Raw genomic sequence first — 16,493 nt, forward strand, 5'->3', positions numbered from 1 at the left:
CGGGGCGTCAGCGCCAGTCGGCGCGTCGGCCAGCCCGTCAGCCCTCAGCGGGTCGCGCGGCATCGCCGCGCTGCATGTCCTCTTCCAGGAGCGCGGTGATCGACCGCAGCGTCTCCGGGGACACATCCCCGAGCGTGCGTGCCGCGAAGTTGACCACGCGCTGGGCACGCAGGCTTTTCACTAACGCGAGCTGGGAGTCGACGCGGTCGGGGAGGTCGCAGTCAGAGCCCAGCAGGTACTCCGGCGGGATACGGAAGAACTCGCCGATGCCCGTGAGCAGGTCGACGTCTGTCACGAGAGGCCCGTCCCCGGTGATCATGTAGGCCCACCGGGCTCGGGAGAGCGACAGGCCCCACGCCTGCAGTCCCGCGGCGATCTGCTTGTAGGTGTGCGGCGTGTTGCCCTCGGCGACGACCACGTCAAGCAGGAGGTTGAGCTTGCGTGCCAGTTCCCGCTGCGGACTGATCGGTTCGCCGGGGATGCTGGGCCTGTCGTCGGCTGCTCGCGGGTCAATCACGATGTGTGGTCCTGTCGGGGTGTCACGGGGCGGGCAAGGGTGGTGACGATCGAAGCCGCGGCGGGGATGGCCCGCACGTGGTTCTCGGCGGCGTTGATCAGTGTCCGTTCGGACACCGTCAGGCTCTGGTCTGGGTTGAGGAGCAGGCTATCCCACACCTCGACATAACGCCGGTACAGGTGAGCGCCGGGAGCCCGCACGAGGAGCAGTCCGACGTGCGAGAGGTCGCGCTCGATGCTGAGCTCCGGAGATCCGGCCAGCAGGCGCTCCCACAACGGAGTGATCCGCCACAGCAGCACCCGGTCGCGGCTGGTCTTCAACAGGGCCTGGATACCCACTTCCATGGCAGTCAGACCCAGACCCAGGCCGAGGCAGACGGGAGCGGTGGCGAGGGCGATGTGGTAAGCGGTGTAGGGCCACCCGTCAAAGGAGAAGTCCGGACTGAGAAGGGCTGCGGTCACGCTCGCGAAGCTGACGATCGTGTAGACCAGAACCCCGAGGCAACCGAGCGCAACGAGAGCGAGAGACGCCCGAGTGATCAACCGATGCTGAAGGCGCAGATCGGACACGCATGCCGCACCTACCGACACGGAGAAGAGGGCCATCGCAATCCACGTGGTGGACGAGTAGGCGGCGAAATCCCAACGATTCGGAAAAGCCTCGTGGATCTGGTCTCGAAAACGCCAGTCTCCGCCGAAGAATAGGACAGCTTGGGCGGTGACAATTGCGCCGGTGACGAGTGCGGTCACCTGATTCCTACGCCGAGTGAGACCGCCCACGGACACGGCCTCCTGCACGATGCCGTCCAGGAGGCCAATGGTAACGATCGCCGTTGCATGAAAGCTGAAGTAGGCGACGTTGTCCCCACCCAGCAGTCCGTCGACGGCGTTGTACACGACGTAAGGCTGCAGGGTCATTGTCGTCCCGAAAGCAACGAGGACCCAAAAGAGACGGCGACGACGACCGCGAAGGACTGACGGCACGCACAATATTGTGGCGATCCAGATCAACGCCGACACCGACAGCAGGATGATCTGCACTACAGCACCCGGCCGAAACCGGTTCGGGGGCCGTTGGCCGTTTCGGCGCTGTCTCCGAGCATGATCAGGGCCAGCCGGTCGCCGATCGCCTCGGCTAGGGCTTCCTGCTCGTCGGTGAAGTTGCTGCGGGACAGCGCGTACGCGATCGAGTCGAGCGGGATGAGGGGTGCGAGCAGCGCGACCCGCTCGGCCGGCATCAGCTGCTTCTCATGCCGCAGGATCATGTGGCCGAACTCATGGTTGATGAACTGCTGGCGGTGCACGGCGGAGTCCGTCGGCGCATGGTGGATGCGCTCGAAATTCTCCCCGGCGACCTCGATCCACAGCCCGCAGACTCCGGAGTCTACGAGCCGCGGACTCGCCGCACGAATCAGGATCGCCTTGCCGCGCAGACCTTCCATGTACCGGTGCAGCGTCGCGGCGGTCAGCGGACGCGGGAGGGTGAGGGTGGCCACCAGTTCGCGCGCCCGCTCGGTGCGTGCTTCGTAGTTCACGTCCTGCTCCCCCCCCTGTGCGCCGCTGTCCCGTGGCGCCGGACCGTGACATTAGACATGTCCAACAGGTGCTAGCCTGACATGTGGTTGGACATGTCCACGCTACCGGGTCGGGGGACCCGCGCACGCCACGGACCGTCCAGTCGCGCTCCGGTTCGGAGTGTTCACGCGCACAGCCTCATGGGCGACACTGAAGGGGAACAGGGTGTCGCCCGGGGGCGGTGGGTCACAGAATCACGGCGCTTGGATGTGCCGCGCAGATTTGACAGCACGAGAAAGCCCCGCCACCCGAAGCCGGGCGGCGGGGCTTTCTCCGTCGCGGCGCTACTTCTTCGCGTACGCCGGGTGAACTTCATTGTGGGCATCGCCGACGCGGTGCACACGGATGTCGTTCGTGGAACCCGCGATTCCGGGAGGGGAACCGCTGATAACGACGACCTTGTCACCGAGCTGCGCCAGACCCTGGCCCAGCAGGATGTCATCCACCTGTCCGAACATGGCGTCCGTGTGGGTGACCCGGTCGACCAGGTAGGTCTGGATGCCCCAGGTGAGGGCCAGTCGACGACGGATACCGGGCTCCGGGGTGAAAGCCAGCATGGGGATCTTCGACCGCAGCCGGGACATCCGTCGGGCCGAGTCACCGGACTCCGTGAAGATGCACAGGAACTTCGCTTCGACGAACTCGGCGACCTCGATGGCGGCGAGGGTAATCGCACCGCCCTGGGTACGCGGCTTGTTCGTCAGCGGAACGATACGCTCCAGGCCGTGGTCCTCGGTCGACGCGACAATCCGCGCCATCGTCTGGACCGTGACGACGGGGTATTCGCCGACGCTGGTCTCGCCACTGAGCATGACCGCATCCGCGCCGTCGAGCACGGCGTTGGCGACGTCAGACGTCTCCGCGCGGGTCGGCACCGGGCTGTGGATCATGGACTCGAGCATCTGCGTCGCCACGATGACCGGCTTGGCCATGCGACGAGCGAGCTCGACCGCCTGCTTCTGCACGATCGGAACGGCCTCGAGCGGCAGCTCCACGCCCAGGTCGCCACGGGCCACCATGATGGCGTCGAACGCGTCGACGATGCCCTCGAGGTTCTCCACGGCCTGCGGCTTCTCGATCTTCGCGATCACGGGAACGCGGCGTCCTTCTTCGGCCATGATCTCGTGCACGCGGGTGATGTCGGCGGCGTCCCGAACGAACGACAGCGCGATCAGGTCCGTGCCGAGGCGGAGGCCCCAGCGCAGGTCGGCCTCGTCCTTTTCGGACAGGGCCGGCACGTTGACGGCGACACCGGGCAGGTTGATGCCCTTGTTGTTCGACACGGGGCCGGCAACGATCACCTTGGTCGTCACGACGGTGTCGTTCGTGGCCACCACCTCGACCTTGACCTTGCCGTCGTCGATCAGCAGGAAGTCGCCGGGCTTGACGTCCTGGGGCAGGCCCTTGTACGTGGTGCCGGAGAGTTCCTTGGTACCCAGGATTTCTTCTGTGGTGATCTTAAAAATGTCTCCGAGGGCCAGTTCGTAAGGGCCGCCTTCGAATTTTCCGAGACGGATCTTCGGTCCCTGCAGGTCGACCATTACGGCGACGGCACGACCGGAGTCGTTCGCTGCTTTGCGTACATTCGCATAAACACCCTCGTGGACCTGGTAGTCCCCGTGGCTCAGGTTCATCCGGCAGACGTCGACACCGGCATCGATAAGGGAACGAATTTGATCGTAGCTGGCTGCTGCCGGCCCGAGCGTGGCGACAATTTTGGCGCGTCTCATTCTGAAAAAACTCCGGTTTCCGCGCTGTTTCGGCGCATATTCTCTGTTGATGGTTGGGAGACCACGGGGTGGTGGATCTCTTGGAATCGAATCACTGGATCAGTGACCAATCAGATTGCGAAGGCATGATCGGTCGGTTTGACCGGTGCAGGCAGTTGCGTCTCGCCTTCGAGGAATTTGTCGACGGCTGCCGCAGCAGCCCGACCTTCGGCGATCGCCCAGACGATGAGCGACTGGCCACGGCCAGCATCACCAGCAACGAACACGCCTTCATGGCTGGTCTGGTAATTAACGTCACGCTCGACATTACTCCGCCCATCGACCGGCACGTGCAGCTGGTCGGTCAGCTCGCGTGATTCAGGACCGGTGAAGCCCATGGCCAGGAGAACCAGATCCGCAGGGATCTCGCGCTCCGTTCCGGCCTTGGGCACCCGGCGTCCGCCCCGGAATTCGGTCTCGGCCACGCGGATGGCGCGCACCTCGCCCGCCTCGTTGGCCAGGAACTCCACCGTCGACACCAGGTACTCGCGGTTGCCGCCCTCTTCGTGGGCGCTCGACACCTCGAACAGCGTCGGTGACAGCGGCCACGGCTGGTGTTCCGCCCGTTCCGTGCCCGGTTGGCGGCCGATGGCGAGATTCGTGACGGATGCCGCGGCCTGGCGGTGCGCGGTACCGATGCAGTCGGCACCGGTGTCGCCGCCGCCGAGTACGACCACGTGCTTGCCCTCGGCGGTGATCTGCTGGTCGACCGTGTCGCCGGCGCCGACCCTGTTCTGCTGCACGAGGTATTCCATGGCGAAGTGCACTCCGGGCAGGTCGCGCCCGGGGATCGGCAGGTCGCGGGGTACCAGGGCCCCCGTGGCGACCACCACAGCGTCATAGCGGGCCCGGAGGTCATCCCAGGTGATGTCGACGCCGATGGTGACGCCTGCGCGGAAGCGGGTTCCCTCGGCCGTCATCTGGCCGAGTCGGGTCTCGAGGTGCTTCTTCTCCATCTTGAAGTCCGGGATGCCGTAACGCAAAAGCCCGCCGATCCGGTCGTCGCGCTCGAAGACCGCCACCGTGTGACCGGCCCGCGTGAGCTGCTGCGCGGCCGCGAGGCCGGCCGGGCCAGAGCCGACGACCGCGATCGTCTTGCCGGTGAGGCGTCCGGGCGGCTGGGGCTGCACCCATCCGTTGGCGAAGGCCTGGTCGATGATGGAGACCTCAACCTGCTTGATCGTGACCGGCGGCTGACTGATTCCGAGAACGCAGGCCGACTCACAGGGTGCCGGGCAGAGGCGCCCGGTGAACTCCGGGAAGTTGTTGGTGACATGGAGACGTTCGATGGCCTGTCGACCCTCGTCCCGCCAGGTGAGGTCGTTCCATTCCGGAATGATGTTGCCGAGCGGGCAACCCTGCTGACAGAACGGCACACCGCAGTCCATACAGCGGCCGGCCTGGCGTTTCAGTTGCGTCGCGTCGCCCTGCTCGTAGACCTCTTTCCAGTCCATCAGACGAACGGATACGGGACGGCGGGCCGGAAGCTCCCGGTCCGTGGTCTTGAGGAATCCTTTCGGATCAGCCATTGGTTGCCTCCAGAATGCGGTTCCAAACGACGACGCCATCGGGGTCGAGGCCCTCGTCGACGGCGGTCTGCCTGGTTGCCAGGACGGCCGCGTAGTCGCGCGGTAGCACCTTGACGAATGTGGACATGGTGGTCTCGAAATCGGCCAGCAGCCGGGCCGCCAGGGCGGACTCGGTCTGGTCATGATGCTGTCCGAGCAAGTCGCGCACGATCTCGCGGTCCGCGCCGCCGAGCGGCAGAAGTGTAAGTTCGCCGGAGTCGAGGGCCTGCCGGTTGACATCCTCAGTACGAAGACCGTAGACGTAGGCGGTTCCGCCAGACATACCGGCACCCAGGTTGCGCCCCGTTTCGCCCAGGATGACCGCCAGTCCCCCGGTCATGTATTCGAGGGCGTGATCTCCGACGCCCTCGACGACGGCGGTGGCCCCGGAGTTGCGCACCAGGAAGCGTTCGCCCACGATGCCGCGGATGAACATGCTGCCCTGGGTCGCGCCGTAGCCGATGACGTTACCGGCGATCACGTTCTGCTCGGCCGGGAACAGGCTGCCCCGGTCGGGTCGCACGGTGATCTGGCCACCGGAGAGACCCTTGCCGACGTAGTCGTTGGAGTCACCCTCGAGCCGCAGGATGATGCCGCTCGGCAGGAACGCGCCGAAGGACTGTCCGGCGCTGCCGGTGAGGGTGACGTCGATGGAACCGGACGGCAGCCCGTTCTCGCCGTGGCGCACGGTGACCTCGTGGCCGAGCATGGTGCCCACGGCCCGCTCGGTGTTTCGGATGGGCAGGGAGATCGAGACCTGCCCACCGTGTTCAAGCACACTGGCGCTCTGCCGGATCAGTTCGTTGTCGAAGTGGAGCTCGAGTTCGTGCTCCTGAGGGCGACCGGACTGCCGGGGCTCCCCCGCGGAGAAGTCCGGACCGACGAGGACGGGCGACAGGTCGAGTCCGGAGGCCTTCCAGTGCGTAAGCGCCCCGTTGACGTCGAGCACCTCCCGGTGGCCGATGGCCTCGTCGAGGCTGCGGAATCCGAGCTCGGCGAGGTACTCGCGCACCTCCTGAGCGATGAACTCGAAGAAATTGATCACGTGCTCTGCCTTGCCAGTGAAACGTTTGCGCAGCTCGGGATTCTGGGTGGCCACCCCGACGGGGCAGGTGTCCAGGTGGCAGACGCGCATCATGACGCAGCCCTCCACGATCAGCGGGGCGGTCGCGAAGCCGAACTCCTCGGCGCCGAGCAACGCTCCGATGATGACGTCACGGCCGGTCTTCAACTGGCCGTCGACCTGCAGCACGACCCGGTCGCGCATCCCGTTGAGCATCAGGGTCTGCTGCGTTTCGGCCAGGCCGAGTTCCCAGGGGGTCCCCGCGTGCTTGAGGGAGTTGAGCGGGCTCGCGCCGGTTCCGCCGTCGTGACCGGAGATGAGAATGACGTCGGACAGGGCCTTGGCCACTCCGGCGGCGACCGCGCCGATACCGGACTGGCTGACCAGCTTGGTGTGGATGCGCGCGGCCGGATTCGCCCGCTTCAGGTCGAAGATCAACTGTTTGAGGTCTTCGATCGAGTAGATATCGTGGTGCGGGGGCGGCGAGATCAGGCCGACGCCGGCGGTCGCGTGCCGGGTGCGGGCGATCCACGGGTAGACCTTCGTGGGCGGCAGCTGGCCGCCCTCGCCGGGCTTGGCTCCCTGCGCCAGCTTGATCTGGATGTCGTCGGCGTGGGACAAGTACATGCTGGTCACACCGAACCGGCCGGATGCCACCTGCTTGACGGCGCTGCGTCGCTCCGGGTCGAGCAGACGGTCAAGGTCTTCTCCACCCTCACCAGTGTTGGACTTGCCGCCGAGGCGGTTCATTGCGATGGCGAGGGTCTCGTGCGCCTCGGCGGAGATCGATCCGTAGCTCATCGCCCCCGTCGCGAAGCGCTTCACGATCGAGGAGATCGGTTCCACCTCGTCCAGCGGCACGGGGTGGCGCTTGCCGGTGGTGAAGGTGAACATGCCGCGCAGCGTCATCAGGCTCGTCGCCTGGTCGTCGACGAGTTTCGTGTACTCGCGGAAGATGTCGTAGCTGCGCGTGCGGGTGGAGTGCTGAAGCCGGAAAATGGTGTCCGGGTTGAACAGGTGCGGAGACCCGTCGCGGCGCCACTGGTACTCACCTCCGGTCGCGAGGCGTTCGTGCGCGGTGACCGCGGCATCCTCGGGGTAGGCGGCCCGGTGCCGGGCCTCATTCTCGGCCGCGACCACCTCGATCCCGATGCCGCCGAGCTTGCTCGTGGTGCCGGTGAAGTACTGGTCGATGAATTCCTGGCTCAGTCCCACGGCCTCGAAGGTCTGCGCGCCGGCGTAGGAGGAGACGGTCGAGATCCCCATCTTGGACATGATCTTGAGCACGCCCTTGCCGAGGGCCTTGATCACGTTGCGCACGGCCTGTTCGGGCGTGCCGGTCGTGATGTAGCCACTGCGCACCAAATCCTCGCACGTTTCCATCGCAAGGTACGGGTTCACGGCGGATGCGCCGTAGCCGATCAGGAGGGCGACGTGGTGCACCTCGCGCACATCGCCGGCCTCGACCACGATGCCGACCTTCATGCGGTTCTCGGTGCGGATCAGGTGGTGGTGAACCGCGGCAATCATCAGCAGCGACGGGATCGGGGCCAGGTCCTTGTTGGAATCCCGGTCGGACAGGACGAGGAACATCGCGCCGTCGTCGATGGCGGCGTCGGCCTCGGCGCACATCTCCTTGATGCGGGCCTCGAGGGCGTCCGGCCCGTCTTCGAACCGGTAGAGCCCGCGAATGGTCCTGGTGGTGCGGCTGCCCGGTGCGGTGTCGATGTGCTGGATCTTCGCCAACTCGTCGTTGTCGATCACGGGGAAGTCGAGCACGACCTGCCGGGCGTGCTCGGGGCCCACCGAGAGGAGGTTGCGTTCCGGACCGAGCCCGAGCTTGAGGGAGGTGACAACTTCCTCGCGGATCGAGTCGAGCGGCGGGTTGGTCACCTGGGCGAACTGCTGCGTGAAGTAGTCGAAGAGCAGCCGGGGTCGGTCGCTGAGCACGGCGATGGGGGTGTCGGAGCCCATCGCGCCGAGCGGTTCCCCGCCGAGGCGAGCCATCGGCGCGAGCAGGATGCGCACCTCCTCCTCGGTGTAGCCGAAGGTGCGCTGGCGGCGCACGACGGATGCCGGCGGGTGCACGATGTGCTCCCGCTCGGGCAGATCCTTGAGGTTGATGCGCCCGGCGTCCAGCCAGGTTCCCCACGGCTCGCTGGCCGCGAGGTCGGCCTTGATCTCGTCGTCTTCGATCAGGCGTCCGGCGACCGTGTCGACCAGAAACATCTTGCCGGGACGCAGGCGGCCCTTGCGCACCACCCGGTTGGGGTCGATGTCGAGTACCCCGATCTCGCTGGCGAGCACGACGAGGCCGTCGTCGGTGATGAGGTAGCGGCCGGGGCGCAGCCCGTTGCGGTCGAGGGTGGCGCCGACGAGGGATCCGTCGGTGAACACGATCGCGGCCGGGCCGTCCCACGGCTCCATCAGCATGGAATGGTACTCGTAGAACGCACGGCGTTCGGCGTCGAGGTCGGTCTGGTTCTCCCAGGCCTCCGGCACCATCATCATGACGGCGTGCGGGAGCGAACGCCCCGACAGGCTGAGCAGCTCAACGACCTCATCGAACGAGGCCGAATCGCTGCCGCCGGGGGTGACGATCGGGAGCAGCGGCGCCAGGTCGCCGAGCAGGTCGGATTCGAGCTGCGACTGGCGCGCCTGCATCCAGTTGCGGTTGCCCTGAACCGTGTTGATCTCGCCGTTGTGCGCGATCATGCGGAACGGCTGCGCGAGCGGCCAGGACGGGAACGTGTTGGTGGAGTAGCGGGAGTGCACAAGGGCGAGCTTGGAGACGAAGCGCGGATCGGACAGGTCCGGGTAGAACGGCTCCAGCTGAAGCGTCGTGACCATACCCTTGTAGACCACGGTGCGACAGGACAGTGAGGCGAAGTAGATGTCCAGCTCGCGTTCGGCACGCTTCCGCAGCCTGACGGCCTGGCGGTCCAGCGCGATGTCGCCGAGCGTGTCGCCGGCCTCGGTCGTGCGGGCGCTCTGCACGAACAGTTGCTGGATGGCCGGCATGGCCGCGCGCGCCAGGGTGCCGACCTCGTCGGGGCGCACGGGAACTTCGCGCCAGCCGAGGATCACCAGTCCCTCTTCGAGGGCGATCCGGTTGATCTGGCGCTTGATGCCGCTGCGCTTGGTGGGATCGATCGGCAGGAACACATTGCCGACGGCGTAGCAGCCCGCCGCGGGCAGGGCGAAATCGGTGACCGACCGCAGGAACTCGTCGGGAACCTGAGTGATGATGCCCGCGCCGTCTCCGGTGCCGGCATCCGATCCGACCGCACCGCGGTGCTCGAGGTTGCGCAGCGCGTCGAGGGCGAGGGTGATGATGTCGTGCCCGGCGGTGCCCCGAAGCGTGGCAACCATGGCGAGGCCGCAGGCATCGCGCTCATCGGCCGGGTTGTACAGGCCCTGCGGCTTCGGCACTGCGCTGAAGCGCGAGAAGAGGGGTGTTTGCGGCATTGGACCGTCCTCACAAAAGTAACTGGCGAGTGGGGACGACGCTGGCCCGCTCAGGTAGACATGTGCGCGGCGGCCCGTCATACCGGGTCACAAGCCGTGGAACAGGTTGGAGTCAACCTGAGCCTAAAGGCGCGAGTTGCTGGTGCTTGTGGCTGCAACGTCGTCTGATCCGGCGGGACCGACGGCCTCATCACCGTGATCCTCGGGGTCCGAATCAAACTCATTAGATTCTACCTCAGCGTCGGGCCCCTTCCACTCGCGGCCGGGAATGTACACGCTCGCGGGCAGGCCCGTGTGGCGCTTGCTCTGCACGACGATCAGGATGATTCCGAGCAGGATGGCGACGAAAGCGGCCCACACATTAGTGCGGAGGCCGAAGAACATCTCGCTCGGGTCGACCCGGATCGATTCGAAGAAGCTGCGGCCGAGGCCATACCAGATCAGGTAGACGCCGAAGGCCTTGCCCCAGCGGAGCGCGAGCTTGCGTTCGATCGCGAGGATCAGGACGACGCCGACCACGTTCCAGATCATCTCGTAGAGGAAGGTTGGGTGAAACAGCGTTTCGGGGGGAAGTCCGATCGGGAGGGCCGGGTTCGCCGCGGAAACCTCGAGGCCCCAGGGCAGGTCGGTCGGCAGACCGAAGAGCTCCTCGTTGAACCAGTTGCCGAGACGGCCCATGGCCTGCGCCACGAGCATCCCCGGTGCCAGGGCGTCCGCGAAGGCCCAGAACCGGATGCCCGAGATGCGGCAGCCGATGTAAGCGCCGACGGCCCCGCCCAGGAGCGCTCCGAAGATGGCGTTGCCGCCGTTCCAAATGGCGAACACCTCGAGAGGGTTGGCACCCTCGAAGAAGTAGTCGGAGGGGTGCGTGAACACATGGTAGAAGCGCGCGCCGACGATGCCGAGCGGAACGGCCCACAGGATGATGTCCAGCACCACGCCCGGCTCGCCGCCGCGCGCAGACAGTCGGCGGCTCGTCATGACGGTGGCGGCGATGATCCCTGCCAGAATGCAGAGGGCGTAGGCGTGGATGGTGAACGGGCCGAGGGTGAACGAGCTCCATTCGGGGCTCGGGCTCGGGATGCTCAGAAGAAAAGACACCTGGGGACTACCTTTCATCGTGGCGCCGGGGAGGCCCCGTGACCGCCTCGGTCAACTTACCTTAGCTTTGGGGTGCTTCGATGGCGGGGATCAGACGGCGGGGCGCAGATCCCGGGCACTGGCCGCGAGGTCACGGGTGAGGGCGGCCAGGGCCGGCACTCCCCCGTCGGACAGTGCCTTGACCAGGGCGGAACCGACGATGGCGCCATCGGCGTAGGCGAGGATCTCCCGCACCTGCTCCGGGGTGGAGATACCGAGTCCGACGCACGCGCTGGTGGATCCGACGGCGCGGAGGCGGTCGACGAGCACCCGCGCGGCGGAGTCCACGTCGCCACGGGCGCCGGTGATTCCCATGGTGGAGGCCGCGTAGACGAAGCCGCGGCTGGCGTCCACTGCCTGACGCAGCCGGGCGTCGGACGACGACGGGGCGGCGAGGAAGACACGGTCGAGGCCGGTTCGCGTGCTGGCTCCCACCCAGGCGGCCGCGTCGTCGGGGATGAGGTCGGGCGTGATCAGCCCGGCGCCTCCCGCCGCGAGCAGGTCATCGGCGAACCGGTCCACGCCGTACTGCATGATCGGGTTCCAGTAGGTCATGACCAGAACGGGCACGTTCACCTGGGCAGTGATCGCCGCGACGGCCTCGATCCCGTGCCGCAGCCGGAAGCCGTTGGCCAGAGCCTGCTGGGTGGCCGCCTGGATCACTGGCCCGTCCATGACGGGATCGGTGTACGGCAGGCCCAGCTCGATGACGTCGACACCGTTCTGCGCGAGTGCCACGGCCGCGTCGATGCTCTCGGTCAGGGTGGGGAACCCGACGGGCAGGTAGCCGATCAGAGCACCGCCGCCCTCGGAGCGGCGACGGGCGATTGTCGCCTCGACCGTGCTCGTCGTTCCGGTCGTGGGGCCCGTACCTGTTTCCGTGCTCATGACTGTTCCGCGCCCTTGTCGAGCAGGTCGAAGTACCGACCCGCGGTTTCCATGTCCTTGTCGCCGCGTCCGCTGAGGTTTACCAGGATGGTGGCGTCAGGGCCGAGCTTCTTGCCGAGGTCCAAGGTGCCGGCGAGGGCGTGCGCCGACTCGATGGCGGGGATGATGCCCTCCGTGCGGCTGAGCAGCCGGAGGGCGCTCATCGCCTCGTCATCGGTGACCGGCAGGTAGGTGGCCCGGCCGATACTGGCGAGCCACGCATGTTCCGGGCCCACCCCCGGGTAGTCCAGACCCGCAGAAATGGAGTGCGACTCCACGGTCTGACCGTCTTCGTCCTGCAGCAGGAAGCTGCGGGCGCCGTGCAGGATGCCGGGGCGCCCCTTGGTGATCGTCGCCGCATGGCGCAGGGTCTCCGCGCCGTCACCGCCGGCCTCGTAGCCGACCAGGGCCACCTCCGGGTCGTCGAGGAACGCGTGGAAGATACCCATGGCGTTCGAACCACCGCCGACGCAGGCGGTGACCGCGTCGGGGAGGCGGCCGGTGAGGTCCAGCACCTGCTGGCGGGCCTCCTCGCCGATGATCTTCTGGAAGTCGCGCACCATGGCCGGAAACGGATGCGGCCCGGCGACGGTACCGAAGATGTAGTTGGTGGTCTCGACGTTGGTGACCCAGTCACGCATGGCGTCGTTGATGGCGTCTTTCAGGGTGCGGGACCCGGTCTTGACCGGCACGACCTCGGCGCCGAGCAGTCGCATCCGGGCCACGTTCAGGGCCTGGCGCTCCGTGTCGACCTCGCCCATGTAGACGACGCAGTCGAGCCCGAACAGGGCGGCGGCCGTCGCGGCCGCCACGCCATGCTGCCCGGCGCCCGTCTCGGCGATGACGCGGGACTTGCCGATGCGCTTGGTGAGAAGTGCCTGGCCGAGCACATTGTTGATTTTGTGCGAGCCGGTGTGGTTGAGGTCTTCCCGCTTGAGGATGATGCGGGCACCGCCGGCGTGCGCGGCGAACCGGGGCACCTCGGTGATGATGGACGGGCGCCCGGTGTAGCTCCGGTGCAATTCCATCAATTCGGCCGCGAAGGCCGGGTCCTGCCGTGCCAGCGCGTACTCGTCGGTCAGCTCGTCGAGGGCAGCCACGAGGGACTCCGGCACGAACCTCCCTCCGAAGTCGCCGAAGTACGGGCCTGCTTCTGTTCTGAGGGACGTTGACATTTAAACCGCCAGGAATTCGGAGAGGGTTCGGATGGGATCGTTTGTGACGAGGGCCTCGCCGACGAGCACGATGTCGGCGCCGGCGGCGCGGTAGTGCGCCACGTCGGCGGCGGTCTTGACGGCCGATTCGGCGACGCGGACGACGCCCGAGGGGATCTGGTCCGCGAGCCTGCCGAACAGGTCCTGATCGAGTTGGAACGTGGACAGGTCGCGGGCGTTCACCCCGACGAGGCTTGCGCCAATGGCCAGGGCGCGGTCGACCTCCTCGGCGCTATGGGTCTCGACCAGCGCGGTCATGCCGAGCTGGCGCACGAGGTCGTGCAGGGAGACCAGGGTGGTCTGGTCGAGTGCGGCGACGATGAGCAGAACCATGTCGGCACCTGCCGCCCTGGCCTCGAAGACCTGGTACGGCAAGCCGATGAAGTCTTTACGCAGCACCGGGATGCGCACGGCGGATCGCACCTGCTCGAGGTCTGACAGGGAGCCGAGGAACTTGCGACCTTCGGTGAGCACGCTGATCGCGCTGGCGCCGCCGAACTCGTAGGAGACGGCGAGGGCGGCAGGGTCCGAAATCTCGGCCAGGGTGCCCCGGGACGGGCTGGCGCGCTTGACCTCCGCGATGATCTTGACCTGGTCGGCGGGTGCGAGCACCGCCAGGGCATCGATCGCGGGAGTTTGGTCGAGAGCGGTTGCCTCGACGATGGCGAACGGACGGGCGGCCCGACGAAGTTCAGCGTCGGCGACGGCCCCGGCTAGAAGATCAGACAGCACTCGACTAGTGGCCCAGGTGAGCCGTATCGGCTACGCCGTAGCCGATTTTGGCGAGGATCCGGCCGACCAGCAGGCCAACCACCAGCAGGCCGACGGATGCCCAGACGAGCCAAGGGATCACCAGAAAGAAGGCAACGGTGCCGATCGCGACGGCGAGAAGCATGATGGTGACGGCGGTCCAGGCCGCGATCGAATGGCCTTCACCTGGGTCTACCGATTCAAAGCTCATGATTCTCCTTTTGTGCGTTGACGGGCAAGCCAAGTCTAGCGGCCCCACGGTTCGCCGGCCTCCCCAGCGCACCAGGTGAAACCGGGAATCAGGTCTCGATTCACTGCGGGGTGGTGGGGTCTTCGCCGCGGCTCAGCCCGTCCCAGTCGTCGACGGCGTCACGTTCGGGTGCGGAAACGTCCGCGGCGTCGGGACCGTCGGCATCCGTCGCCTCGGCCGACTCGGCCGCTTCGAATCGCACGGCCTGGTAGCGGGACGTCGGTCCGGGCCAACGCCTGGAGGTGACGAGCACCCCGACCCCGGCGCCGCCCATGACCACGCCGGCGAGCAGCGCGATGAACGGCCACGGCGTCACGGCCGCCGAGGCGACGGCGTCGACGACCGAGTCTGCGCCGGAGATCCCGGTGGCATCGGTGACCGCGCCGGCACTGGCCGCCGCCGGATCGGTGACGGCCAAAATAGCCGAAAGGCACACGGAGAAGCCGAGCAGAACCTGAAGCAGGCCGAGGACCACCCGGATGACGGGACCGGCGATGCTCAGGGCACCGGCGAGGGCCAGTCCGGCGAGGGCGAGGGCTGTCACCCCGGGGGCGGCCGTGGAGCCGGACACCTCGAGGCTGTGCACAGCCGAGCCGGACTGCCCCACGATGACGTTCACCCAGACCTGGGTCCAGGCCAGCAGGGCCAGACCGCTGGCCGCCAGCACCACGAGGATGTGCCCGAGCTTGAGGCGCCGTGCGGATGCCACCTAGCGCACCCGCTTCATGGCGTTCGCGACCGCGACCGCGCGGAGGGGCGCCGCGGCCTTGTTCTGCGACTCCTGGTATTCCGACGCCGGGTCGGAGTCCGCGACGAGGCCGCCGCCGGCCTGCACGCGGGCGACGCCATTCATGATCGTGGCGGTCCGAATGGCGATGGCCAGGTCCGCGTCCCCGGCGAACCCGAAGTAGCCGACCACCCCCCCGTACACGCCGCGCTGCGCGGGCTCGAGCGCGTCGATGATCTCGAGGGCGCGCGGTTTCGGGGCCCCGGAGAGAGTGCCGGCCGGGAACGTGGCGCGGAAGACGTCGATCGCGGACCGGCCCGGCAGCAGGTTCCCCTCCACCGAGGAGACGAGGTGCATGATGTGGCTGAACCGCTCGATGCGCATGAACTCGGTCACCTCGACCGAGCCGGGTGCACACACCTTGAGCAGGTCGTTGCGGGCCAGGTCCACGAGCATCAGATGCTCGGCGCGTTCCTTGGCGTCGCCCGCGAGCTCGGCTTCGAAGTCGGCGTCGGCCTCCGGGGTCGTGCCGCGCGGCTTCGAGCCCGCGATCGGATGCGTGAACACCCGGTCGTTCTGCACCTTCACCAAGGCCTCCGGGGAGGAGCCCACGATCCAGTAGGTCTCCTTCTCCGGTGATTCCAGGCTCAGCAGGTACATGTAGGGCGACGGATTGAGGCTGCGCAGCACCCGGTAGACGTCGATGGGGTCCGCCGTGCACTCCTGGTCGAACCTCTGGGAGACGACCACCTGGAACACGTCACCGTCGACGATGTGCTCCTTGGCGACGTCGACCGCGGCGAGGAAGTCCTCACGTCGGGTGCGGTTCGTCGGGGAGGCGGGCGTGGCGAGGTCGACCTCGGCGAGCCAGGTCTCGGAGGGCTCGGCCAGGCGAGCCTGCAGGGCGTCGAGCCGGTCCTGGGCGGCCGCCCAGAGGGCATCCGGTTCGTCGTGGCCGTCGTTGAGAACGTTGGCGATGAGCTGCACGGTGCCGTATTTGTGGTCGATCACGACGAGGTCGGCCACGAAGCTGAAGGCCTGGCCCGGCACGTCGTAGTCCGCCGGCGGGCGATTCGGCAGGCGCTCGATCTGGCGGATCGCCTCCCAGCCGATGAATCCGACGAGGCCGCCGGTCAGGGGTGGGTGGCCGGGCATCCGCGGGGTTTCCCAGCGTTCGTGGAGGGCAGCGAGAGCCGCCAGCGGGCCGAGGCCGGCGGCGTCGCCGAGGGCGCGCTCAGCCGAGAGGCCGTAGTCGAGCCAACGGGTCTCGTCGCCCTGCTGGGTGAGCACGCCGAACGAGGACACGCCCACGAACGAGAACCGCGACCAAATGCCGCCCTGCTCGGCGGACTCGAGCAGGAAGCTACCGGGCTGGCCGGCAGCGAGCTTGCGGTAGATGCCCACCGGGGTTTCGCCGTCGGCGAAGAGTTCGCGCACCACGGGGAACACCCGGTGGTCGTCGATCTGGCGCGCGAACTGCCCGGCGGTGGTCGTCGGGGCTGTGCCGGAGCTGTTCGGTGCCATGG

Annotated in this window: 13 protein-coding genes; all 13 read right to left on the reverse strand. The window is 67.3% G+C overall.

The window, feature by feature from the left end; all coding sequences use genetic code 11:
- Nucleotides 1-37 precede the first annotated feature (37 nt).
- On the reverse strand, nt 38-517 hold the full coding sequence (locus CXY82_RS11115) for a hypothetical protein (RefSeq protein WP_233199304.1): 480 nt from the start codon (nt 515-517) through the stop codon (nt 38-40).
- On the reverse strand, nt 514-1,434 hold the full coding sequence (locus CXY82_RS11120) for a DUF6545 domain-containing protein (protein WP_104170990.1): 921 nt from the start codon (nt 1,432-1,434) through the stop codon (nt 514-516). Before CXY82_RS11120 ends, CXY82_RS11115 begins: the two co-directional genes overlap by 4 nt.
- Before the next feature lie 122 nt (nt 1,435-1,556).
- The gene (locus tag CXY82_RS11125) at nt 1,557-2,051 is read right to left on the reverse strand and encodes a hypothetical protein (RefSeq protein WP_104170991.1); all 495 of its coding nucleotides are present in this window, start codon (nt 2,049-2,051) and stop codon (nt 1,557-1,559) included.
- A gap of 324 nt (nt 2,052-2,375) precedes the next feature.
- Nucleotides 2,376-3,821 (reverse strand): pyruvate kinase, encoded by a 1,446-nt coding sequence (gene pyk, locus CXY82_RS11130; protein ID WP_104170992.1) that lies wholly within the window; start codon nt 3,819-3,821, stop codon nt 2,376-2,378.
- A gap of 110 nt (nt 3,822-3,931) precedes the next feature.
- Entirely contained in the window at nt 3,932-5,389 is a 1,458-nt protein-coding gene (locus tag CXY82_RS11135; protein WP_104170993.1) for a glutamate synthase subunit beta, read from the reverse strand.
- On the reverse strand, nt 5,382-9,959 hold the full coding sequence (gene gltB / locus CXY82_RS11140) for a glutamate synthase large subunit (protein WP_104170994.1): 4,578 nt from the start codon (nt 9,957-9,959) through the stop codon (nt 5,382-5,384). Before gltB ends, CXY82_RS11135 begins: the two co-directional genes overlap by 8 nt.
- A gap of 123 nt (nt 9,960-10,082) precedes the next feature.
- On the reverse strand, nt 10,083-11,078 hold the full coding sequence (gene lgt / locus CXY82_RS11145; RefSeq protein ID WP_104170995.1) for a prolipoprotein diacylglyceryl transferase: 996 nt from the start codon (nt 11,076-11,078) through the stop codon (nt 10,083-10,085).
- A 72-nt stretch (nt 11,079-11,150) separates the two neighbouring features.
- On the reverse strand, nt 11,151-11,987 hold the full coding sequence (gene trpA / locus CXY82_RS11150) for a tryptophan synthase subunit alpha (protein WP_104170996.1): 837 nt from the start codon (nt 11,985-11,987) through the stop codon (nt 11,151-11,153).
- Entirely contained in the window at nt 11,984-13,201 is a 1,218-nt protein-coding gene (gene trpB, locus CXY82_RS11155; protein WP_104170997.1) for a tryptophan synthase subunit beta, read from the reverse strand. The genes trpA and trpB overlap by 4 nt, the downstream gene beginning before the upstream one ends.
- Nucleotides 13,202-13,972, reverse strand: coding sequence for an indole-3-glycerol phosphate synthase TrpC (trpC, locus tag CXY82_RS11160; RefSeq protein ID WP_104170998.1), 771 nt, complete (start codon nt 13,970-13,972; stop codon nt 13,202-13,204). It lies immediately after the preceding gene.
- Between the two features lie 4 nt (nt 13,973-13,976).
- Complete coding sequence (locus tag CXY82_RS11165; RefSeq protein ID WP_104100531.1) at nt 13,977-14,201, reverse strand: DUF6704 family protein; 225 nt, start codon at nt 14,199-14,201, stop codon at nt 13,977-13,979.
- Between the two features lie 100 nt (nt 14,202-14,301).
- Nucleotides 14,302-14,949, reverse strand: a complete 648-nt coding sequence (locus tag CXY82_RS11170) for a Trp biosynthesis-associated membrane protein (protein ID WP_104170999.1) — start codon at nt 14,947-14,949, stop codon at nt 14,302-14,304.
- A complete protein-coding gene (locus CXY82_RS11175; RefSeq protein ID WP_104171000.1) occupies nt 14,950-16,491 on the reverse strand; it encodes an anthranilate synthase component I in 1,542 nt (513 codons plus the stop codon). It abuts the gene before it with no gap.
- Nucleotides 16,492-16,493: the final 2 nt, after the last annotated feature.

Source organism: Cryobacterium sp. M23, assembly GCF_002929655.1.
GTDB lineage: Bacteria > Actinomycetota > Actinomycetes > Actinomycetales > Microbacteriaceae > Cryobacterium > Cryobacterium sandaracinum.

Coding starts and splice junctions, on each gene's coding strand:
- CXY82_RS11120 (WP_104170990.1), bottom strand. CDS start 1,434: ATGACCCTGCAGCCTTACGTCGTGTACAACGCCGTCGACGGACTGCTG.
- pyk (WP_104170992.1), bottom strand. CDS start 3,821: ATGAGACGCGCCAAAATTGTCGCCACGCTCGGGCCGGCAGCAGCCAGC.
- CXY82_RS11135 (WP_104170993.1), bottom strand. CDS start 5,389: ATGGCTGATCCGAAAGGATTCCTCAAGACCACGGACCGGGAGCTTCCG.
- gltB (WP_104170994.1), bottom strand. CDS start 9,959: ATGCCGCAAACACCCCTCTTCTCGCGCTTCAGCGCAGTGCCGAAGCCG.
- lgt (WP_104170995.1), bottom strand. CDS start 11,078: ATGAAAGGTAGTCCCCAGGTGTCTTTTCTTCTGAGCATCCCGAGCCCG.
- trpA (WP_104170996.1), bottom strand. CDS start 11,987: ATGAGCACGGAAACAGGTACGGGCCCCACGACCGGAACGACGAGCACG.
- trpB (WP_104170997.1), bottom strand. CDS start 13,201: ATGTCAACGTCCCTCAGAACAGAAGCAGGCCCGTACTTCGGCGACTTC.
- CXY82_RS11165 (WP_104100531.1), bottom strand. CDS start 14,201: ATGAGCTTTGAATCGGTAGACCCAGGTGAAGGCCATTCGATCGCGGCC.
- CXY82_RS11175 (WP_104171000.1), bottom strand. CDS start 16,491: ATGGCACCGAACAGCTCCGGCACAGCCCCGACGACCACCGCCGGGCAG.